The 20828-nt window shown below is 65.5% G+C and carries 24 protein-coding genes and 1 tRNA gene; 15 read left to right on the forward strand and 10 right to left on the reverse strand.

Annotated elements, in window-relative coordinates:
• Positions 1-162: 162 nt before the first annotated feature.
• Positions 163-1284, reverse strand: a complete 1122-nt coding sequence (locus GXY01S_RS07295; RefSeq protein WP_242501162.1) for a lysophospholipid acyltransferase family protein — start codon at positions 1282-1284, stop codon at positions 163-165.
• 206 nt (positions 1285-1490) lie between these two features.
• Between GXY01S_RS07295 and GXY01S_RS07300 the strand changes: the two genes are divergently transcribed.
• Positions 1491-2693: an ABC transporter substrate-binding protein gene (locus tag GXY01S_RS07300; protein ID WP_082770769.1), complete on the forward strand. Its 1203-nt coding sequence runs from the start codon at positions 1491-1493 to the stop codon at positions 2691-2693.
• On the opposite strand, the gene GXY01S_RS07305 is transcribed toward GXY01S_RS07300, so the two are convergent.
• From GXY01S_RS07305 to GXY01S_RS07315, 3 genes are all read right to left on the reverse strand, one after another.
• Positions 2684-3415: a CbtA family protein gene (locus tag GXY01S_RS07305; protein ID WP_061273704.1), complete on the reverse strand. Its 732-nt coding sequence runs from the start codon at positions 3413-3415 to the stop codon at positions 2684-2686. The two genes, GXY01S_RS07300 and GXY01S_RS07305, sit on opposite strands and share 10 nt — an antisense overlap.
• Positions 3416-3779: 364 nt before the next feature.
• A complete protein-coding gene (locus GXY01S_RS07310; RefSeq protein WP_061273622.1) occupies positions 3780-4403 on the reverse strand; it encodes a peroxiredoxin in 624 nt (207 codons plus the stop codon).
• Positions 4404-4437: 34 nt separating this feature from the next.
• A complete protein-coding gene (locus tag GXY01S_RS07315) occupies positions 4438-5571 on the reverse strand; it encodes a lytic transglycosylase domain-containing protein (RefSeq protein WP_061273624.1) in 1134 nt (377 codons plus the stop codon).
• A 52-nt stretch (positions 5572-5623) separates the two neighbouring features.
• Between GXY01S_RS07315 and GXY01S_RS18895 the strand changes: the two genes are divergently transcribed.
• Complete coding sequence (locus GXY01S_RS18895; RefSeq protein WP_255210383.1) at positions 5624-5752, forward strand: hypothetical protein; 129 nt, start codon at positions 5624-5626, stop codon at positions 5750-5752.
• Here GXY01S_RS18895 and GXY01S_RS07320 read toward each other — a convergent pair.
• Complete coding sequence (locus tag GXY01S_RS07320; RefSeq protein ID WP_061273626.1) at positions 5737-6570, reverse strand: aldo/keto reductase; 834 nt, start codon at positions 6568-6570, stop codon at positions 5737-5739. The genes GXY01S_RS18895 and GXY01S_RS07320 overlap by 16 nt on opposite strands.
• Positions 6571-6758: 188 nt before the next feature.
• Between GXY01S_RS07320 and GXY01S_RS07325 the strand changes: the two genes are divergently transcribed.
• The 4 genes from GXY01S_RS07325 to GXY01S_RS07340 all read left to right on the forward strand — a co-directional run bounded on the left by GXY01S_RS07325 (position 6759) and on the right by GXY01S_RS07340 (position 10818).
• A complete protein-coding gene (locus GXY01S_RS07325) occupies positions 6759-7784 on the forward strand; it encodes a dipeptidase (protein WP_061273628.1) in 1026 nt (341 codons plus the stop codon).
• Between the two features lie 79 nt (positions 7785-7863).
• Positions 7864-9162: an adenosylhomocysteinase gene (ahcY, locus tag GXY01S_RS07330; RefSeq protein WP_061273630.1), complete on the forward strand. Its 1299-nt coding sequence runs from the start codon at positions 7864-7866 to the stop codon at positions 9160-9162.
• 80 nt (positions 9163-9242) lie between these two features.
• Positions 9243-9638, forward strand: coding sequence for a DUF3597 domain-containing protein (locus GXY01S_RS07335; protein ID WP_061273632.1), 396 nt, complete (start codon positions 9243-9245; stop codon positions 9636-9638).
• 118 nt (positions 9639-9756) lie between these two features.
• A complete protein-coding gene (locus GXY01S_RS07340) occupies positions 9757-10818 on the forward strand; it encodes a transporter (RefSeq protein WP_061273634.1) in 1062 nt (353 codons plus the stop codon).
• Between the two features lie 14 nt (positions 10819-10832).
• Here GXY01S_RS07340 and GXY01S_RS07345 read toward each other — a convergent pair whose 3' ends face one another.
• The 3 genes from GXY01S_RS07345 to GXY01S_RS07350 form a co-directional block, all read right to left on the reverse strand.
• Positions 10833-11057, reverse strand: coding sequence for a hypothetical protein (locus GXY01S_RS07345; protein WP_255210384.1), 225 nt, complete (start codon positions 11055-11057; stop codon positions 10833-10835).
• Complete coding sequence (locus GXY01S_RS18035; protein WP_129551437.1) at positions 11057-11275, reverse strand: hypothetical protein; 219 nt, start codon at positions 11273-11275, stop codon at positions 11057-11059. The genes GXY01S_RS07345 and GXY01S_RS18035 overlap by 1 nt, the downstream gene beginning before the upstream one ends.
• Positions 11248-11322 (reverse strand) — tRNA-Gly (locus tag GXY01S_RS07350). The genes GXY01S_RS18035 and GXY01S_RS07350 overlap by 28 nt, the downstream gene beginning before the upstream one ends.
• Positions 11323-11534: 212 nt before the next feature.
• Here GXY01S_RS07350 and GXY01S_RS07355 point away from each other — a divergent pair.
• The 3 genes from GXY01S_RS07355 to GXY01S_RS07365 are packed head-to-tail and all read left to right on the forward strand — an operon-like array spanning position 11535 to position 13498.
• The gene (locus GXY01S_RS07355; RefSeq protein ID WP_061273710.1) at positions 11535-12500 is read left to right on the forward strand and encodes a tetratricopeptide repeat protein; all 966 of its coding nucleotides are present in this window, start codon (positions 11535-11537) and stop codon (positions 12498-12500) included.
• Positions 12497-13267 (forward strand): LON peptidase substrate-binding domain-containing protein, encoded by a 771-nt coding sequence (locus tag GXY01S_RS07360; RefSeq protein ID WP_061273637.1) that lies wholly within the window; start codon positions 12497-12499, stop codon positions 13265-13267. Before GXY01S_RS07355 ends, GXY01S_RS07360 begins: the two co-directional genes overlap by 4 nt.
• Before the next feature lie 36 nt (positions 13268-13303).
• Positions 13304-13498, forward strand: coding sequence for a Trm112 family protein (locus GXY01S_RS07365; protein WP_061273711.1), 195 nt, complete (start codon positions 13304-13306; stop codon positions 13496-13498).
• Positions 13499-13593: 95 nt separating this feature from the next.
• On the opposite strand, the gene panC is transcribed toward GXY01S_RS07365, so the two are convergent.
• Positions 13594-14451, reverse strand: a complete 858-nt coding sequence (gene panC, locus GXY01S_RS07370; protein ID WP_061273639.1) for a pantoate--beta-alanine ligase — start codon at positions 14449-14451, stop codon at positions 13594-13596.
• A 177-nt stretch (positions 14452-14628) separates the two neighbouring features.
• Here panC and GXY01S_RS18515 point away from each other — a divergent pair, with 177 nt between their 5' ends.
• The 5 genes from GXY01S_RS18515 (at position 14629) to GXY01S_RS07390 (ending at position 19587) form a co-directional block, all read left to right on the forward strand.
• Entirely contained in the window at positions 14629-14778 is a 150-nt protein-coding gene (locus tag GXY01S_RS18515) for a hypothetical protein (protein ID WP_165165651.1), read from the forward strand.
• Positions 14779-14864: 86 nt separating this feature from the next.
• Positions 14865-16262, forward strand: a complete 1398-nt coding sequence (cysG, locus tag GXY01S_RS07375) for a siroheme synthase CysG (RefSeq protein WP_061273641.1) — start codon at positions 14865-14867, stop codon at positions 16260-16262.
• Between the two features lie 98 nt (positions 16263-16360).
• Positions 16361-18430 carry an FUSC family protein gene (locus GXY01S_RS07380; protein WP_061273642.1) on the forward strand — a complete coding sequence of 690 codons (2070 nt, stop codon included), beginning with the start codon at positions 16361-16363 and terminating at the stop codon, positions 18428-18430.
• Positions 18430-18624, forward strand: a complete 195-nt coding sequence (locus GXY01S_RS07385) for a DUF1656 domain-containing protein (RefSeq protein ID WP_061273645.1) — start codon at positions 18430-18432, stop codon at positions 18622-18624. Before GXY01S_RS07380 ends, GXY01S_RS07385 begins: the two co-directional genes overlap by 1 nt.
• 12 nt (positions 18625-18636) lie before the next feature.
• Positions 18637-19587: an efflux RND transporter periplasmic adaptor subunit gene (locus GXY01S_RS07390; protein ID WP_061273647.1), complete on the forward strand. Its 951-nt coding sequence runs from the start codon at positions 18637-18639 to the stop codon at positions 19585-19587.
• 241 nt (positions 19588-19828) lie between these two features.
• Here GXY01S_RS07390 and GXY01S_RS07395 read toward each other — a convergent pair whose 3' ends face one another.
• Positions 19829-20098: a hypothetical protein gene (locus GXY01S_RS07395; RefSeq protein WP_255210385.1), complete on the reverse strand. Its 270-nt coding sequence runs from the start codon at positions 20096-20098 to the stop codon at positions 19829-19831.
• Positions 20099-20265: 167 nt separating this feature from the next.
• Between GXY01S_RS07395 and GXY01S_RS07400 the strand changes: the two genes are divergently transcribed.
• The gene (locus GXY01S_RS07400; protein ID WP_255210386.1) at positions 20266-20763 is read left to right on the forward strand and encodes a hypothetical protein; all 498 of its coding nucleotides are present in this window, start codon (positions 20266-20268) and stop codon (positions 20761-20763) included.
• Positions 20764-20828: the final 65 nt, after the last annotated feature.

The raw sequence follows: 20828 nt of genomic DNA on the forward strand, positions 1-20828 counted from the left end.
CTGGGCACGCATCCGCCCGGCGCGGCATCACGCGGCCAGACTCGATCATGGCCATGCGGCAACAGGCACCGGACCACTCGGCACAGGCATCATACTATGGTTTGTGCCCATGCGAAAACATGACATGCCTCAATCTTGACACAAAGCCGCCAGCGCCGCGCCTTACCCGCGGTGGCGTTCAAGATCCTGCGGCAGCATGCCCGCAAGCGGGCGGCAGGCATAGGCGCTGTCCTGCTCGGGCTGGGCCTGGTTCTGGCGCAACTGTGCCGCACCCGCCGCCACCGCGCGCCACGCCGCCTGCGCCAGCGCCTTGCGGCTGGGAAAGTCGTCGGGGTCGAGTGCGGGGTGCAGCAGCACGGTCGCGCGCATGGAGCGCCATTTGAGCAACTGCCACACATGCGGCCCGAGTTCCATGTCGCCATACCACGCAAAGACCGGGCGGCGGGCATGGTTGACCGGCAGGCCCTCAAGCTCGTCATACACCACCGAGACCGGCTGGATCAGCGGCGTCATGCCGGGACGCGCGGCAATGGCGGCGGCCTCGCTGTCGGGCTCGACCGGCCCCTTGCCCCTGGGCAGGCGCGGCGGCTTGGCAATGGCGAAAAAGGCCGACAGGAAGGGCAGCACCCTTGAGCCGTCCGATGACGTGCCTTCAGGGAAGAGGATCAGGTTGTCGCCCTCCACCATCAGGCGGTGCAGCATCTCGTCGCGCTCGCGCCCCGTGGTGCTGCGCTGGCGGCTGACGAAAATGGTGCGGCCAATGCGCGAGACCAGCCCCATGATGGGCCAGCCCTCGATATCGCCCTTGGCCACGAAGTTGGATGGCAGCACCGTGCCGAGCACCGGCACGTCAAGCCATGTGGAATGGTTGGAGACGTAAATGACAGGCCGCTCGCCGTTCTGGCGCGCCCTGCGCCCGCCCACGCCACCGGCCCTGCGCCCCACCACCCGGATGCGCAGCGACAGAAGCAGGCACAGCCCGCCCCAGACCATGCGCGTCCAGCGGATCTTGGCGGTGCCGGGCACGAGCAGCAGCACGGCCTCGAACCCGACCGAGAGCGGCACCCACACCGTAATGGCCGCAAGCCGCCCCACGCCGCGCGCTGTGCGGGCATATTCACGCAGGCGGCCCGAAGGCATGACCGTGGTGGTGGCAATGGCCCGCGCCGCCTCCGAGCCCGGAGCGGGCGCGATCACCTGCCGCGAAGCCCGCGCGGCGGATCGGGACATGGCGGGGGAGGCGGAACGACGCCGGGCAAGGCGGCGGATGAAATCGGCGATCATGCGGCTATCCATAGCCCGCCATCATGGCGCACGACAATATGGGGCAAACCGGCGGGCAGCCCGGCGTGTCCTGCACGCCACGCCTGTCATGACACGCGCCAGCACCCGTTGGGCGTACGGAACGACCGCGCGAAACGCTACCTGTACACTGGACCTCACTGCCCGACGCGTTCATGCTGGGGGTTGATCCTGGAGGAGAATTTCCCATGTCCGCACGCAGCCGTCGCAGCGCCCTCGCTGCCGCGACCGCCTTCTCGCTCCTTGCCGCCATGGCGCCTGCACCGCTACGGGCGGCTGACGAGGTTCTGAACGTGCTGACATGGTGCGACCATGAGGACCCCGAACTGCTCGGCCCGTTCGAGCAGGCCAACAGCGTGCGCATCCATTTCAAGGATATTGACGGCACCGGGGCCGTGCGCGGCATCCTGCGCCAGGCCCGGCCCGGTGACTGGGACGTGGTGATCATGGAGGAGACGGCCGCCCCGCAACTTGCGGCAGCCGGGCTGCTGGCCCCGCTCGACCCGGCGGATTTCCCGAACACCGACATTCCGCCCGCCATCGCCAGCCCCGCAAGCGGGTCGTATCAGGGCCAGCTTTATTCCGTGCCGGAAAAATACGGCTTTCATGCCGTAGCCTTCAACCAGGCCCGCGTGCCCGCCGCCGAGATGGACGACATCAACGCCCCGTGGCAGCCAAGCCATAACGGGCACATTGCCATCTATGACAGCTACCTGCCCATCCTGTCCTACGTGGCGCTCGCACTCGGCCTTGACCCTGCCCATCTGACCGAGGCCGACCTGCCCGCCCTGCACGACAAGCTGGCGGCCCTGCGCGCCAATGCCACGCTGGTGGGCGATACGGCGAGCGTGCAGCAGGCCTTGGCCGACGGGCAGGTGGATATTGTGGTGGGCGGTGGCGGCTGGACCACGGCAGGCGTGGATGAAGGCGGCACCGTGACCACGGCCGATGCCCATGCCCCCCAGCCCAGGCCGGACCTGACCTTTACCCTGCCCCGGCAGGGCGGCATCCGCTGGCAGCATGGCATCTCTATCGTCGAGGCCTCGCAGCGCAAGGCGCTGGCGCTGGCCTTTGCAAAATACCTGCGCACGCCCGCGGCCCAGGCGCGGCTGGCCACCTCATCATGCTACTGGGGCATGCCCGCCAACACGCGCGCCCCGCTTGATGACACGACACGCGCCGCCCTGCACTGGGCGCAGCAGCCCGCCTATATCGCGGCAAGCCACACCTTCCCCATCGTGGATGACGCAATGGATGCCAAACTGCGCGCGCTATGGGCCGACGTGATGAAGGATACCGAGACGGCCAGCCCGCCTACGCCCGCCAGCATGGCCACACCGCGCCCCGCGGGCGATGCAGCCACGACGGATGCGCCGACTTCTCAGCCGTAATGGCGCAGGGCGTTCGGGCGGCCCAGCACGCGCTCGGCCAGCAGGCCGAAGCCAAAGCCGAGGCTGCCCCACAGCACCAGTTGCATGCCCAGCGCCGCCTCGCGGAAGTGCCACAGCACCTGGGCCGGGAAGTTGTCGGGCACTTCATTAATGCCCGGCAACGCCCATTGCAGCAGGCCGACCAGCACCACGAACGCCGCTGCGCCGCACAGGCTGGCATTCCAGTTGCCCAGCCTTGCCGCAAGCCACCGCCCGGCCAGCACCGCCATGATCAGGGCGCAGATGGAAAAGACCACCATCTCGAAATAGGCCACCGTGCGCAGGCCGATGGTCTCGTGGTTGCCCACGCCGGGCGGGTTGGCCGGGTATTTGAGGTCAGGCACCAGCACCACGGCCAGAAAACCCGCCGCCGCCAGCAGCATGGCCAGCATGCGCGGCGAAAAACGGCCAATGCGGCCATAGGCGGTGGCGAATACCAGCGCGAACACCCCGCCATAGGCCGCGCCATACATGACCGCCGCCGTCAGCAGCCCCGCCGTGGCCTGCACCGCGCGGCTGACAAGTTCCACCTCCGGCGGCTCGCCCGCCGCGGCATCCATCGCGGCTTCATAGCCGATGGCAAGATTGACCTGGGGCTCGCCAAACACGCGGGCGAAGATAAAGGCAAGGCAGGCGGCCACAATACCGGCCAGCATGCCACGCAGAAGCAGGCGACCGGCCATCAGGCCACGCCCCGGCATGAACGGAAGGAAAGGAAAGTCATGATGGCTATGCTCCTGTCGGGAAAGCGCGTCCCGTATCGGAAATGATGCTTGAGAACTGTCGGGGAGGTCTGACTTCCGCATGGTCCATGCGGTGTACAGTGGCGCGACCGTGCCGGAATCCCACCGGCTTCCCCCCGATGCAGGGTGAGCGTCCAGTCAATAGCGCGCATGCCCGGCAAGTCAATGTCGGGACAACCGCACGCGCTGCCGGCCACCACAACAGGCCGGGGCCGGCAGGCGGCGATTTGAGGGACTGTTTTTTGCCACACCCCTGCACAAACGCCGCCTTTTTGAAAAAAGGCGGCGCCCAAAAACTTTTATATCATCGGGCCGTGGGGGCCGCGGGCAACGCCACCTTGGTAGCCTGGCCCTGTGCGGCCTGCCACTGCCTGAGCGCAGCAAGCGTCTTGCTCACATGCCCCGAAGGCGAAAGCGCGCTGTAGGCGTAGATCACCTTGCCATCAGGCGCGATGACATAGGAGGTGCGACTCGCGCGGTTGAGCAGCGGCAGGCGGCTGTCATACTTGCGGGCAATCTCGCCATTCGGGTCGGCCGCCACGGGAAAGCGGCCATGGCCCTCACTGACCGAAAAACGGTCCAGCGTGGGCATGTCATCGGTAGAAACGCCAATGACCGTGGCGCCGAGCGCCTTGTACTGGTCCATGGCATCAGCGAAGTCATGCGCTTCTATGGTGCAGCCACGGGTGAAGGCGGCGGGGTAGAAATACAGCACCACCGGCCCCTGCCTGAGCGCATCAGCGAGGCGAAAACTGAACTCGCTGCCATTGCGCGTGGCCTGGGCATCGAACAGCGGCGCCTCGCTGCCCACCGGCAGGGCTGCCCGCGCGGGCGAGAAGCAGATGAACCCGGCAAAGGCCATGAGGCCCACCAGCGGCAGGCACAACCCCGGCAATGCCCCACGCGGACGCCTGTAAAAATACCTCATGTTTCCTCACACCCCGTTACAGAGGCCAATGTCATCATGTGGCAGGCGGCAAAATCTGACACCCGGAACCACCAAGCCTCTGGCACAACTGCTGCGCAGCACCGTGCGAAAGGCCGGTCAGTCTTGCACGATAGACATGACCATGCCCGGATGCAACGCTTGCAACCTGGGTATGCACGCCGCTGAGCGAAACCTTGGCCCTTGCCTGCCCCGCCGCCTGCTCCGCCTGCCCTGCCGAGCCATAGGCGCCTACCTGCACGCCCCAGTCATGCCCGCCCGCCATGCTGATCACGCCCGGGTGCTCGCCCGCAGCCACCATGGGGGTCATGCCGTCCTGCGCGCGCGCACGCCATGCCGCCCGCACGGCGGAGGCCTCGGGCGAGGGGGTCTCGAGCGCGGTTCCACCCGGCACGGAGGCCAGCATCCGCTGCCCCCGGCTGCGGCTGCTCTGGCTGTTCTGGGCGGCCTGCGCGCGGGCCATGGCACGCGCCTCGACCAGCAGGTCGGCCTGCGAGCGGTTGACGGGCGAACTCCCCGCGATGCGCGGCCCGATGGCCGCCACGTAGTTGCGCGTCTCCCTGGGCAGGGTGTGATAGTGATCGACAAAATCATCCAGCCGCCCCGGCCCGCTGTTATAGGCGGCCAGGAAGCCGGGCGAGCCGTAGATGTCATACATCTCGCGGATATAGGCGGTGCCCGCCATGATGTTGTCATGTGGCTCGAAGGCGTCGGGGCCAAGGTTGTAGCGCGCGCGCATCGCATCATAGGTGGGGGGCATGAGCTGCATCAGGCCCATGGCGCCGGGCAGCGAGGTCACGAACTGCCCGTTGCGATAAAGCTGGCCACCCGATTCGCGGTGCATCACCTCGCGTACCCACACCGCGGGCACGTCAAAGCGCTGCGAAGCCTCGGTAATGTAGGGGCCCCACGGGTCATCGGCCGGGCCGGGAGGGGTATAGCTGCTATGGGCACGGGCGCGGTAGGTGTCGGCCTCGTGGACCATCTGCTCTTCGCTCATGGTGCCCGCAGTGTTGTGGGCGCAGGCAGCCAGCGCACCTGCGAACCCAAGCGCCAGCCAGCGCAGAAGGCGGCGGGGCGAAGGACGAAATGGCCAGCCAACCCGATTGTCCGCTTCACCGGATGGTGCGTATGCCTGCGCTACTGCCATGTCGTGCCGTAATCCTGCTTATGCCCGCACACCCAATGAAGGACGTGCCGACATGGCCCGCCCGGCATGGAACGGGCGCCGCACCATAACAGCGTGGGTCCGGCTTGTGCAATCCTGCCCTGCCGCCCCCGTGGCCACGGGGGCGGCAGGGCAGTTCCGGCGTGGTTACTCCTCGATATAGGTGGCCGGGTCGCCGCCGGTGCGGTGGGCCGGGGCATCGAGGGTGGCGAGGTCGCGCATGTCCTCATCGGTCAGTTGAAAATCGAACACCCGCAGGTTGGCGCGCATGCGCTCGGGGTGGGCACTTTTGGGAATGGGCACCGAGCCTGTCTGCACCACCCAGCGCAGCATGACCTGCGCGGGCGTGCGGCCATGACGCTCGGCCACGCGTGCCAGCGTGGGGTCCTTGAGGATGTCGCCACGCCCCAGCGGGCTCCATGCCTGCGTGAGAATGCCGAGCTTGCCGTCAACTTCACGCTGTGCGGCCTGCGCGAAATCGACGTGCATCTCGATCTGGTTGACCGCGGGCGTAACACCCGTTTCATCCACAAGGCGCTGCAGGTGCTCGGGCAGGAAGTTGGACACGCCGATGGAGCGCACCCGCCCTTCTTTTTGCAGGCGGATCATTGCCTTCCAGCTCTCCACGTACAGATCCTTGCTCGGCAGCGGCCAGTGGATGAGATACATGTCGATATAGCTCATCTTGAGCCGCTCGAGGCTGGCCTCGAAGGCGCGCAGCGTGCTGTCAAAGCCCTGCTCGGCCCCACGCAGCTTGGTGGTGACAAAGATGTCTTCCCGCCCCACATCAAAACTGAGCAGGCCGGTGCCGACCCCGCTTTCGTTGCCGTAGCGCGCTGCCGTGTCGAACAGGCGGTAGCCTGCGGTAAGCGCCTCGCGCACGGCGGCTTCGGCCTGTGGGTTGTCGAGAGGGTAGGTGCCAAACCCGATCGCGGGGATCTTGCGTCCATCATTGAGGGTCAGCAGGGGGATGGTGGTCATGGTCGTTCCTTCGCCTGGCGCCCCGGCGTTGCATGGTGCCCCGGCGCAAGGGCGGCAGGGTGGCGACCAGGCCGGGGCAGGACGTGTCGCCGTCTGTTACCCTAACGACATCACGCGGCTTTTGTTTTATGCCCAGTTTTCAGGACTGGGCTGCATGTGGTTCATTATCAGCACCAGACGAGGACCGAATGACCGATACATCCGCCGACCTGCACCACACCATCCTGACCCTCGATACCCACGTCGATATTCCGTGGCCCGACCGGGGCGACTTCGCCACAGGCAGCCCCTCGCGCCGGGTGGACCTGCCGCGCATGCGCGCAGGCGGCCTGCGGGCGGCCTGCCTCGTGGCCTATGTGGGCCAGGGCGCGCGTGACGCGGCGGCGCATGCCGCAGCCTCCGCCCGCGCGCTGGCCATGCTGCGCGTGATCAACGATGCGGGCCGGATCGGGGGCGTGCGCGTGTGCGATACGGCGGCAGGCGTGCGCGCGGCGTATGAAGCCGGTGACATCGCCATCGTGCCCGCCGTGGAGAACGGCTACGCGATGGGCGACAACCTCTCGCTGATCGGGCAGTTCCGCGCCCTTGGCGCGCGGTACATGACGCTGACCCATAACGGCCATAACGCCCTGGCCGACTCGGCACGCCCCATGCACCACCTCAACGACCCCGAAAGCCTGCATGGCGGCCTGTCGGCGCTGGGGCGGGCCGCAATTGCGGAAATGAACCGCACCGGCATGCTCATCGATGTATCGCACACCGCGCGCGACACCATGATGCAGGCGGTCGAACTCGCGCGCGCGCCGGTCTTTGCCAGCCATTCCTGCGTGCGCGCGCTGTGCGATCACCCCCGCAACCTCGATGATGGCCAGCTTGATGCGCTGCGCGCGTGTGGCGGCGTGATCCACATCACCGCGATGGACGCCTTCCTGCGCCCGCGCGACGTGCGCGACATCCGCCCCGTCACGGTGGCGGATTTCGTGGACCATATCGATTACGCCGTGCAGCGAATCGGCATCAAGCATGTCGGCATCTCATCGGATTTCGATGGCGGCGGCGGCATTCGCGGCTGGGCCGATGCATCGGAATCAGGCAACCTCACCGCCGAACTGCTGCGCCGGGGCTACGACCACGCCCAGATCGCGGCCCTGTGGGGCGAAAACTTCCTGCGCCTGCTCGACCAGGCCGACGCGGTTGCCCGCACGATCGCGTGAATACAAATCCCGCCCGCTCTGGATCAGTCGCGCCCAAACGGGTATATCCTGTGCCGAATTAACGAACACAGGATAAAACATGACCACCAGCACCGACTACAAGGTCAAGGACATCTCGCTCGCCGAGTGGGGCCGCAAGGAAATCTCGATCGCCGAAGGTGAAATGCCGGGCCTGATGGCGCTGCGTGCCGAGCACGGCGGGGAAAAGCCGCTCAAGGGCGCGCGGATCGCAGGCTGCCTGCACATGACGATCCAGACCGCCGTGCTGATCGAGACCCTGACCGCGCTCGGCGCCGAGGTGCGCTGGTCGTCATGCAACATCTTCTCGACGCAGGACCAGGCCGCCGCCGCCATTGCCGCGACCGGCGTGCCCGTGTTCGCGTGGAAGGGCCTGACGGAAGACGAGTTCAACTGGTGCATCGAGCAGACCATCCACGGGCCGGATGGCTGGACGCCCAACATGATCCTCGATGATGGCGGCGACCTGACCGTCATGATGCACGACAAGTATCCCGAACTACTGGAAAACGTGCGCGGCCTGTCCGAGGAGACCACCACCGGCGTGCACCGCCTGTGGGAGATGGCAAAGAAGGGCACGCTTAAGGTTCCGGCCATCAACGTCAATGACAGCGTGACCAAGTCGAAGTTCGACAACCTGTATGGCTGCCGCGAGAGCCTTGTCGATGCCATCCGCCGTGGCACGGACGTGATGATGGCAGGCAAGGTGGCCGTGGTGGCCGGTTATGGCGACGTGGGCAAGGGTTCGGCCGCATCGCTGCGCAACGCGGGCTGCCGCGTGCTGGTAACCGAGGTTGACCCCATCTGCGCGCTGCAGGCCGCAATGGAAGGCTACGAGGTCGTGACGATGGAAGAAGCTGCTCCGCGCGGCGACATCTTCGTAACCGCCACGGGCAACATCGACATCATCACCATCGAGCACATGCGCGAGATGAAGCACCGCGCGATCGTGTGCAACATCGGGCACTTCGATTCCGAGATCCAGATCAATGCCCTGCGCAACTACACGTGGGACAACATCAAGCCGCAGGTTGACGAGGTCGTCTTCCCTGACGGCAAGCGCCTGATCGTGCTGTCCGAAGGGCGGCTGGTGAACCTTGGCAACGCCACGGGCCACCCCTCGTTCGTCATGTCCGCGTCGTTCACCAACCAGACGCTGGCGCAGCTTGAGCTGTGGCAGGCGCCCAAGGGCAAATACGAAAACAAGGTCTATACCCTGCCCAAGCACCTTGATGAGAAGGTCGCCTTCCTGCACCTGGCCAAGGTGGGGGCGCACCTGTCCAAGATGACCAGGGAACAGGCAGACTACATTGACGTGCCGGTCAACGGTCCCTTCAAGAATGAAGAGTACCGTTACTGAGCGCTGCCAGGCGAACCTGACGACGCATGTGAACGGCCTGGCACCCGCCAGGCCGGATACACGATGAAGAAAGAGAGATCATGAGCATTTTCGGTTCAATCCTGTCCAAGATTTTTGGCAGCCATGCTGCTGCCGCCACCCCGGCCGCAACCCCCGCAGCCGGTACGGCCGCCCCTGCCGCCGCGGCTCCCGCAGCAGCCCCTGCGGCCCCGGCCCAGCCGGTGGACGTGAATGCCGTGCTGAGCGCGCTGGCGGCGAAGTATCCCCAGAAGCTGAACTGGCAGGTCTCGATCGTTGACCTGATGACGCTGCTCGGGCTGGACAGCTCGCTTGCCGCGCGCCGCGAACTGGCCACCGAACTGCACTACACCGGTGACATGAACGATACCGCCCCCATGAACATCTGGCTGATCAAGCAGGTCATGCAGAAGCTGGCGGAAAATGGCGGCAAGGTCTCCCCTGACCTGATGAAATAAAGCCCAACTGCGTGACAGCGGGCGGACGCGTGGCCTGTGGCCGCCGCCCGCCCGTTTTCATGTCAGCCACCGCCCGGACACGACAGCCGCAGCAGGCGGCATGATGGAGGGACAAGCGATGGAAACCGTTCCCGACTTTCCCGCAGCCGACGCCGCCATGCCGATGGAAGGCAGGCTGGCCGCCACGTCCATCTCGAACGGGCTGGTCTGGGCCATTGGCTGCCAGTCCGGCCACCGCCCCGTGCGGCTCAATGACGAGCAAATTACGCGGGCACTTGAAGGCGGCTCGCCCGCCAGCCCCGATTCATGGGTCTGGCTGCATTACGATATCGTCCACACCGCCAGCCGCGCCCATATCCAGGCCATACCCTGCCTGCCCGAGGAAGTGCGCCTCGCACTTGGCAGCACCGACCGCGGCACCAATGTGGAGGCGGAAGGCGACATCGTGTATGGCGCCCTGCCCGGCTTTGATGATGCCATGTCGGAGGATGACAAGAACCTCTCTGCCTGGCGCTTTGCCGTGCTGCCCGACCTGCTCATCACCACGCGCCGCCAGCCGGTGCCGGCACTTGGGGTGGTGTACCGCGCGCTGCAACGCAATGAGTCCTTTGATTCCCCCGCCGAGGTCGTGGACCATACGCTGCTGGAATTCGCCGATACCGTGCGGCGCAACATCGCCATGCTCGATGACCAGCTCGACCGCGCCGAGGACCTGCTGCTGACGCTGGACCAGCACACCGATTTCGGGCGCATCAGCGGGCTGATCGGCCGCGTGCGCCGCCGCTCGACCGAATTACGGCGCGTGATCTCGCCCGTGGACCGCATCTTCCACAACGAAGACCTTGAACTGCCCGAATGGGCGGAAGATGACATACGCGACCGCTCGCAGCGCCAGATCCACGCGGCCCTCGATGACCTTCTGGCGCTGCAGGACCGCTCGCGCTCGCTGCAGGATGAACTGGCATCAGGCCAGGCGGAAGAAACCAACCGCCGCCTTTACACCGTCTCCATCGTGACCACGCTCATGCTGCCCGCCACCTTCGTAACCGGTTTCTTTGGCATGAATACCGGTGGCATGTTCCTGGCATCGGGCGGCATGGGCACGATGGAAGCCGGCGGCATCTGCTTCATCTTCATGATGATCACGTGGTTCCTGCTCAAGATCATGAAGCTGCTCTAGCCCTGCGCCCCGCTTCAGCCTGCGGTATCTTCCTCGCCATCATGCTGCGGCAGGGTGAGCGGATCAGGCAGGTCGGTGGGAACGGGCTCGGGGCGGGGCTTTTTGCTGGCATCCGGATCAGGCCGGGCCTCGGGCGGCGAACTGACGCCGGGGGCCGGATAGCGCCTGCCTTCGCCATCGCCGGGGCCAGATTTTTCAGGGTCATCATGCGTCATGGCCTGATCCTTCCCATCATCCATCACCAAGCCAACGCCTGTAGCACCAGTGGGTTGCCCCGCCGGGCAGGACGGTAGGGGAGAAAACAGCCTGCAAAACTGAAGAAAGTTTTTGGTGAAGCTTTTTGAAAAAAGCTGCAAAAAAGAAAATGCCCGTAAACGACGAAAGCCGCCTTGCGGCGGCTTTCTCGTAACCAACTGATTTTTAACAATCTGGAGCGGGCGATGGGATTCGAACCCACGACCCCAACCTTGGCAAGGTTGTGCTCTACCCCTGAGCTACGCCCGCGCTCCGTGTCGGTGAAGCGGTTTTTACGGTAAACCCGTGGGAGCCGCAAGGGGGAAAAATGCGTTTCCCGAAGTTTTTTTTCATCCCGCCACAAGGCGGTTGCGACGGTCGCGGGGAATGCCAATCTATTGCACAAGAACGAACCGGCAGGACGGGCCATGCGCAAGCAACCCGCCTACGCCTGCCGCCAGACCGACAGGATATGCGACCATATGGACTACATCATCGGCCAGACCCCCCGCCCTGACAGTTCCGGCCCCGCAGGCGCAGTGCCCGGCGGCGGCCCCGACCCGGTCATGGACGGCACGCAGAACACCTTCATGCGCGACGTGGTGGATGCAAGCCGCGACATGCCGGTGCTGGTCGATTTCTGGGCCACGTGGTGCAACCCGTGCAAGCAGCTCACCCCGGTGCTGGAAAAAGTGGTGCGCGCGGCGCGCGGGCGCGTGCGGCTGGTCAAGGTTGATGTCGATGCCAACCGCGCGCTGGTGCAGCAGCTTGGCCAGATCGGCCTGCCGGTGCAGTCGATCCCGCTCGTGGCCGTGTTCTGGCAGGGCCAGATTCTGGACATGATGCAGGGCGCCAAACCCGAGAGCGAAGTGCGGCACTTTGTCGAGAATGCCCTCAAGGCCGCAGGCGGCGGCGCCCTGCCCGCAGCCGAACTGATCGAGGCGGCGCGCAAGGACATGGCCGAGGGCCGCGCGGAGGCAGCGGCCGGCCTGTTCTCGCAGGTGCTGGAAATCGAGCCGGAAAATCCCGCCGCATGGGGTGGCCTGGCCCGCGCGCTGATCGAGATGGGCGATGAGGAAGGCGCCGAGACCGCGCTCAATGACGCCCCGCCCGCCATTGCCAGCCATGCCGAGATAACAGGCGCGCGGGCGGCCCTCGAACTCAAGCGCGAGGGCCGCAAGGCTGCGGAGGAAGCAGAAGGAATCCGCGCCCGCATTGCCGCCAACCCCAAGGATTATGCCGCCCGCTTCGAGCTGTCAGCCGCGCTGAACGCTGCGGGCAAGCGGGCCGAGGCCGCCGATGAGCTGCTGACCATCATGAAGGCGGACCGGCAGTGGAACGATGATGCCGCCCGCCTGCAGCTCATCCGCCTGTTCGAGGCCTGGGGCCAGACCGACCCCGACACCGTGGCCGCGCGGCGGCGCATGTCCTCGCTGCTGTTTTCGTGACGCGGCATGACGAAAGCGGGGTGGTCGTCATTCATGATGACATCCCCCGCCGCATCCCGCTGGTAAGCGAAATGACGCTGGCGGACTTCCCCGCCGAGCTGGGGCTTTTCCCGCTTGATGAGGCCCTGCTGCTGCCGCAGGGGCGACTGCCGCTCAATGTGTTCGAGCCGCGCTACATCGCGCTGGTGGAGGACGCACTGGCCAGCAACCGGCTGATCGGCATGATCCAGCCCCGCCTGCTCAATGGCATGGATGACACGCCGCTTGATGATGAGGCCGATGACCCCGGCATGGATGATGGCTACAGCCACACCCCGCCGCTGTACAACATTGGCTGCGTGGGCCGCATCACCGCCATGACCGAGCGGGCTGATGGCACCTACGCCATCACGCTGACCGGCATCGCGCGCTTCCGCCTGCTGCGCGAGACGGGGCTGCGCCGTGGCTACCGGGTGGCGCGGGTCGATACCTCGTCCTTCGTGTCCGACCTGACCGATGTGGAAGATGACATCCCCTTCGACCGCGAGGGGCTGCTCAACGCACTGCATGATTTCTGCGAGGCGCAGGGGGTCAGCACCCAGTGGGACGCGCTGCACCAGATGGATGACGCCGCCCTGCTCGTCACCCTGCCCATGATCTGCCCCTTTGGCACGGCGCCGCGCCAGAAGATGCTCGAGGCCCCGACCCCTGCCGACCGCGCGCGCATCCTGCGTGATCTGCTGGAAGGGTCTGGACAGGAACCCGATGAGGGTGCATCCCCCGCATAACCATTACCCACCGCAACCTGCATGGAACCCGCCACCATGACCGAAAAGCCCCTCGCGCCGCCTCTCGACCCCCGGCTGCTGTCCATTCTCGTCTGCCCCGTGACCAAGGGGCCGCTGGTCTATGATCGCGAGGCGGGTGAACTGATCAGCAAGCGCGCCGGTCTGGCTTTTCCCGTGCGCGACGGCATTCCCATCATGCTGCCCGATGAAGCCCGCAGGCTTGATGCCTGAATATAATGAACGTTTCTGGTGAAGCTTTTTTCAAAAAGCTTCAGGGAACGCCGCCTTTTTGAAAAAAGGCGGCACCCGGAAACTTTTGTCTTTATTCAGCCTGCTACCGTGGGCACGGCCATGCCATCAATCAGCCGCACATCGCCCAGCCATGCCGCCGCCAGCACGCGCGCGGGCGTGCCCGGCGGGCAGGTGGCCAGCGGTTGCAGGCTGTCTGCGTGGCGCAGTTCCACATAATCCACCGGGCCGAAGCCTGCCGCGCGCACCTGCTGCACAACGCGCTCCAGCGCCGTGGCCACGTCCGCGCCGGTGGCGATCTCGTCCGCGCAGGCCGCGAGCGCACGGGGCAGCGCCACCGCCACCTGCCGCTGTGCCGCGTTCAGCCGCCGGTTGCGTGAGGAAAGCGCCAGCCCGTCCGCCTCGCGCAGGGTAGGGCAGGAAATGATCTCGATGGGCAGGTCGAGGTCGGCCACCATGCGGCGCACGACCTGCACCTGCTGGAAATCCTTCTCGCCAAAAAAAGCGCACTCGGCCAGCGTCTGCATGAACAGCTTGCACACGACCGTGGCCACGCCATCAAAATGACCGGGGCGGGCACCCCCGCACAGCCCCTCCGACACGCCCGATACGCTGATGCGCGTGGCGAAGCCGGGCGGGTACATCTGCGCCACGGTGGGCACATACAACAGGTCCACCCCGGCCGCGGCCAAAAGCCGCCCGTCTTCCGCCAGCGTGCGGGGGTAGGTTTCCAGGTCATCGGCATTGTCGAACTGGATGGGGTTGACGAACACCGTGGCGATCACCCGGTCCGCCTGCGCGCGCGCGGCCTGTACCAGCGAAAGGTGGCCCTCATGCAGCGCCCCCATGGTCGGCACCACGCCCACGCGTGCGCCTGCCTTCTTCCATGCACGGACATGCTGGCGCAGTTCAGCCACGGTGCTTACGGTTTCCATCAGCGGCAATCCCCCTGTTCGTGCCCCGGCATGCCATGGGCTTTCATGCCTGTGCGGCTTACCATCTTTTGGCCGTGGCAGGCGAGAGGCGGGGCGCATGCACATCCTTTCACACGAGGCGTGGTGATGGCGGGGCTTTTCTGCTAGGCTGGCGGCTGCGTCGTGCAGGAGGTTTTTTTGGTCCGTTTTCTTCCCGTTCTTGGCATCTGTGCCATCGTGCTGTCACTGGCCGCCTGCGCCACCAACACGCCGGGATCGGTCAAGGACCGCTCGACATGGGCACGCTGGGGCTATGCCGACGGCGTCAAGAACGTCGCCTCCCACTAAACCCGCCCCACGCCCCTGCCCGGCGCGGAAACCGATAAGCCTCCCCCAGTTGACAGGACGCCGGCACGCCCGGCGACTTTAAGCGCATGACCAATATTTCCGAACCCGCATGGTTTCCCATCGCGCTGCGGCTGGACGGTGTCCGGGTGCTGGTGGTGGGGGGCGGCATGATCGCCGCCAACAAGGTGCGCCTGCTGCTCGCCCACCGCGCCCGGGTTGAGGTGATCGCAGGCCGCCTCGATGCCGAGATGCAGCGTTGGGAAGATGAGGGCAGCATTACCTGCATCGCATCCACGGCGGACGAGGCCACGCTGCGCGCCGCCATGCCCGGCTGCCGGCTGGTCTATGCCGCGACCGATGACCGTGATGTGAACCGTGCGGCCGCCTCGATCGCGCGCGCCATGAACATTCCCGTCTGCGCGGTTGATGACCCGCAGCCTTCCACCTTCATCACGCCCGCGCAAATCCATCGCGGGCTGGTACGCATCGCCATTTCCACCGGGGGGGCAGCCCCCGTCCTGGCGCGCCGCCTGCGCGAGCAGGTGGAAAGCACCATACCCGAAGGCACGGGCGCGCTGGCCGTGTTCATGCAGCAGCAGCGCGAGCATGTGGGCACCGCCTGCCCCGACATTTCGCGGCGCAGGCAGGTATGGGAAACCTTTCTTGATGGCGCGGGCGCGCAGGCCGCCCGCAATGGCGATGCCTCCCGCGCACGCGCGATACTTGATGACATCATCGCCACCACCGCCACCCGGGGCGAGGTCTGGCTGGTGGGGGCAGGCCCCGGCGACCCGGACCTGCTCACGCTGCGCGCCCTGCACCTGATGCAGAATGCCGATTGCGTGCTGTATGACCAGCTTCTCTCCCCCGCCCTGCTCGACCGCGTACGCCGCGATGCGGAGCTGGTGTTCGTGGGCAAGCGACGCAACAACCACACCATGCCGCAGGAAGAGATCAACGCCGAACTGATCCGCCGCGCGCAGGCGGGCCAGCGCGTGCTGCGGCTCAAGGGTGGCGACCCGTTCGTGTTCGGGCGCGGCGGGGAAGAAATCGAGGCGCTGCTTGAATGCGCCATCCCGTTTCAGGTCGTGCCGGGCATTACGGCGGCCAATGGCTGTGCTGCCTATGCGGGCATTCCGCTCACCCACCGCGACTGCGCCCAGGCCTGCCTGTTCGTAACCGGCCATGCCCGCGCCGATGGCACGCTGCACCTGCCGTGGGACAGCATGGCCCGCCCCGGCCAGACGGTGGTGATCTACATGGGTGTTTCCGCCCTGCCCGCACTATGCGCAAAACTGGTTGAACACGGCCTGCCCGCTGAATGGCCTGCCGCCATTGTCGAGCGCGGCACGCGGGCCGACCAGCGCGTGCTGACCGGCACGCTGGGCAACCTGCCCGCGCAGGCAGCACGCGCGGGCGTGGCCAGCCCGGCGCTGATCATTGTGGGCGAAGTGGTGCGCCACCGGGTCATCTCGCCTGCGTAAAACCTGCTGCGAGGCAGAACGCCGTACATCATTTGTTATGAATGTACTGCAACTTCCGTTGTATGGAATGCCAAGACCACCGAACGGTCAGGGAGGCCATGTCCGACACATCGGCTGCAAACGCAGGCCAGCGCCTGCGCGACATGGCACGTCTTTACCTTCCCTGGGCCGACAGACTGCCCGCGGGGTGGCTGGGCTTCAGCCTGCGCACGTGGTGCTCGCTCGTCATCGGGCTGGCCACGGCGTTCTGGGTCCAGATCGACAATCCGCTTCTGGTGGGCGTGACCGTGATGATCCTGGCGCAGCCGCTACGCGGGCAGGCGCTCTCCAAGGCATTTTACCGCATTATTGGCACGGTGGTGGGCATGGGCGTGTCCATCGTGCTCGTGGCGGTGTGGAACCAGCAGCGCGGGCCGTTTCTGGGTGGGGTTGCGCTGTGGCTGGCAGCGTGTGCGTTCGTGGGGTCGCTTGAGCGTGACTTCCGCTCCTATGGGGCGCTGCTGTCGGGCTATACGGTGGCACTCGTGGCGGTCAACTGCATCGACACGCCGCAGAATGTCTTCAACATTGCCGTCTCGCGGGCTTCGGCCATCACCATTGGCGTGTTCGCGGTAGCGGTGGTCAATATCCTTTCCGGCTCGCCCGAGGCCACGCATGGACTGGCTAACGGGCTGAAGCAGCTTACCCGCCCCATCAGCGAGACCGCGCGCGCGGCCCTGCAACACCTGTATGACCGGGGTGCGCAGGCCGACATCAAGCTGGCCGGGGGCATTCTGGCGCTGACCACGCGCCTGTCCTATGCCCGCACGGAATTCGAGCGTGGCGGCATGCGGGCCAACGGGGCGCGGCTGGCCATGGTGTCCATGCTGACGGTGCTCGACTGCGCGCGCGGCCTTGGCCGCCACACAGGCCACGGCAACATCGCCCCCGCTGTTGAGGAGGCCATTGCCCGCATCGCGCGCCAGACCGACCTGCGGCTGGACCAGGCGGGGTTTACGCTGCGCATTCTCGCAGCCATCCGTGAAGCGCTTCCTGCCCATGTGCCCAATGCCGATGAAGCCTTTGCCATCGAGCGCGCGGCCCGCATGCTCACCGCGCGCGTGCGGCTGCATGCAGGCCAGCAGATGCTGGTGGACGGCACCGGCAGCGCTGCTGACAGCAAGACCATTGCCATCGCAACGCAACCCAACATCCTGCTTGCCTTCATCGGGGCGCTGCGGGTGCTGGTGGGCTTCTCGTTCGCGGCGGCGGTGTGCGTGATCACCGGCCTGCCGGGTGCGACCGTGGCCCTGGCCCAGACCGCGCTGACCCTGACGCTGGCGGCCACCAATGTCGATACGGCCCGCTTTGGCATGGGGGCGGTCATCGGCATTCCGTGCAGCGTGCTGGCGGCGGCGGCGCTGAACTTCTTCGTGCTGCTGCACGGGGCGGACATGCCCTTCCTCGCCCTGGCGCTTCTGCCGCAGACCTTCCTGGCCTGCCTTTTGCTCATGCGGCCGGGCACGGCGGCGATCGGGTTCAATTACGGGGTGTTCTTCTTCGCCATGCTGGGGCTGGACAACCACCAGAGCTACAACCCCACCGAATTCCTCAACCGCAACATCTTCTACCTGCTGGCCGCGCTGCTGGCTTTCATCATCCTCGTACTGCTGTTTCCGCCCTCGGCCCGCAGGCAGCGCTTCTGGATGGCATCGACCATCGTGCGCGCGCTTGAACGCCAGATGGCAGGCAGGGGCGAGGCCGATGGCCCGACCCGCCTCACCCGCGCCTATGACCGGCTGGCCCAGATGCAGTTCTGGAATGACCGCCTGCCGCCCAGCCCCAGCGGCGCCCGGCAGCTTGAAAGCTTTACCGCCTTTACCGAACTCGATGGCGCGCTGGCGCGCGCACGCGCCTATGCCAGCCAGGCCCAAAGCCATGCCCTGCTGCGGCCCGCGGCTGAACTGGCCGCACGCGAACTGCGCCTGCATGCGCCCTGGGGCGACCTTGACGCGCGCCTGCAACACGCCTGTGCCGCAGTCCCTGCCCCCTCCCCCTACCTGCCACAACCCGAGCAGGTGGCGGCGATCAACCTGCTGGCCGGTCTGGACGGGGTGCTGCACGCATGGCGCGCGGCACAGCCCCGGCTGCGCCATTACGGCATCATCAAGACAGGGAAGGCAGGCTGATGCGGCAGGTCGTGGATGTGGAAGGCGTGCTGGTCTCGGCCTTTGTCATGAACCTCGGGCTGGCGCTGTGCACGCTGCTCGTGCTGCGGGCCGCACTCTCGTGGTTCAACCTGTGGCGCTTTGTGTGGAACCCGCCACTGGCCCAGTTCGGCCTGCTGATCTGCCTTGTCGGCCTTTATACCCTGATGTTGTGAAAGACTGCTGACGTGTTCGCATATGCAAACCGCTTCGTGCGCCTGGCCATTACCGCGACCATTCTTTTTGTCGCGGCCATCGTGGTGATCGTGCTGTGGGATTACTATACCGCCTCGCCGTGGACACGGAACGGGCAGGTCCGCGCGCAGGTGGCCAATATCGCGCCGCGCATTTCGGGCCAGATCAATGAAGTGCGCGTGCATGACAACCAGTTCGTGCACAAGGGCGACGTGCTGTACGTGATCGACCCGTTCGACTTCCGCGTGAAGGTGGATGTTGCCGAGGCGGCGGTCAACGAACACCGCGCGGACCTCGAGTTCAAGACATCGCAATACGAACGCCGCCAGAAGATTTCCGGCGTGGCGGTATCGGGCGAGGAAAAGCAGCAGTTCGAGGCCGTGGCCCAGCAGGCGGAAGCCCAGTATGCCTCGGCCCTGGCCGACCTGCGGCAGGCGCGCATCGACCTTGAACGCACCGAGGTGCGCAGTTCGCTCAACGGTTATGTCACCAACCTGACCATGCGCGCGGGCGACTATGCCAGCGCGGGGCATGTGAACATCCAGATCATCGATGCGGAGTCCTACTGGGTGGACGGATATTTCGAGGAGACGAAAATCCATTCCATCCGTGAAGGCGAACCCGTGCGGCTAGACCTGATGGGATTTCATGAACCCCTGTTCGGCCATGTGGAAAGCATTACGCGCGGCATTGCCAGCAACAACGCCGCCACCTCCATACAGGGGCTGCCGGCGGTGGACCCGGTCTATACTTGGGTGCGGCTGGCGCAGCGCATTCCCGTGCGGGTGCATATCGATAGCGTGCCGCCCGACCTCGTGCTGGCAGCCGGCATGACGGCCACCGTCACGGTCGTGTCAGAGGCTGGAAACCGCCGCCACATGTCGGTGCGTGACGCGCTGCGCCATGTGGGCGATGACATGCAGCACCTTGCGGGGCACCGTTGAGGCCAAGTGAATTCTGGTGAAGCTGTTTTCAAAACGCTTCAGAAGACGTCGCCTTTTTGAAAAAAGGCGACACCCAAAAACTTTTCTTCTTTTTCAACAGCTCTGTAGGCACCTGTTTATCCCCAGATTCGGGGGAAGGATGTTCTGGCAACCCTGTGGAAAGACCTGTCAGAAACAGGGGAAAACGGGCACGTTTGTCACGAATCCTTCACATAACAGGCACGATGGCGACCGCCCGGCTTCAGCCTTCGCTCGCGCGTGAAGGCGTGGCGTAAGGGTCCGCCACCGGAGCGGCGGGGGCCGCCCCCAGCCGGTGAGCGCGGTACAGCAGGCCGTGACCGAGCTTTTCAATCAGCATGCCCCGGCGCTGCAGGCGTTCATGGCTGATGGCATAACCGGTTTCGCGCACGATCTGGCCCCACAGCACCTGCAACCAGCCCCGCAGGGCAAGCTTCATCCGTGTCATATCGCGCGCACTCCCGTTCACCGCCACGTCAGTTATTATACTCATGGCAGATAAGCCTTATGTGCATGACATTCAAGTCAACACATATGGCCTGAACGGTTATTTTTATTTAATTCCTGTCATGACATGAGGGCTGCCCACCATCGGGCGCGCCATCATGCCCGCCCATCCATGACAGGGATGAACCGATCTAGTCCGCCATGGGGGATATCTTGCGCCATCTGTTCGTGTTTCTTGCCCTGCTGGGGTGGGGGTGTGCCACCGCTGCCGCCCAGACACCGGCCTCACAGGTCATCAGCACCCTGTTTTCTGACAAGCTGACCATGATGGACCTTGGCCTGATCCGCGCCGAACGCGCCATGCAGCACGAAATCGACAGCCTGCCCGACACCTATGACAGCGACATGGTGCCGGTTGCCGATTTCGACCCGAGGCGCAACAGCATCCTGGTGGGCATATGGTACCAGAACCATGACAGCTTCAGCCGCCCGCAATGCGACAAGCTGCTTGATACGATCCGCAAATCATTTGGCAACCAGCCCACCACCATCATCGCCGCATGGTTCCGCCATCATGGCTATACCTCGCTGCGCGATGCGGGGCAGTTCTATACCGGGCTGCGCAACATCATCTGGCTGGTGGTTACCGATGGCGACCGCGCCTGCTCGTATTCCATGGCGACAGGGCAGACAACGGTGAACGGGTTCTAGGGCCTGTCAGACCTTGCCCGCATGGCATGTGGAAATTTTGTATCCCTCTTCGTTAAGGGACTGTT

This window comes from Komagataeibacter xylinus NBRC 15237, from assembly GCF_001571345.1.
Lineage (GTDB): Bacteria > Pseudomonadota > Alphaproteobacteria > Acetobacterales > Acetobacteraceae > Komagataeibacter > Komagataeibacter xylinus.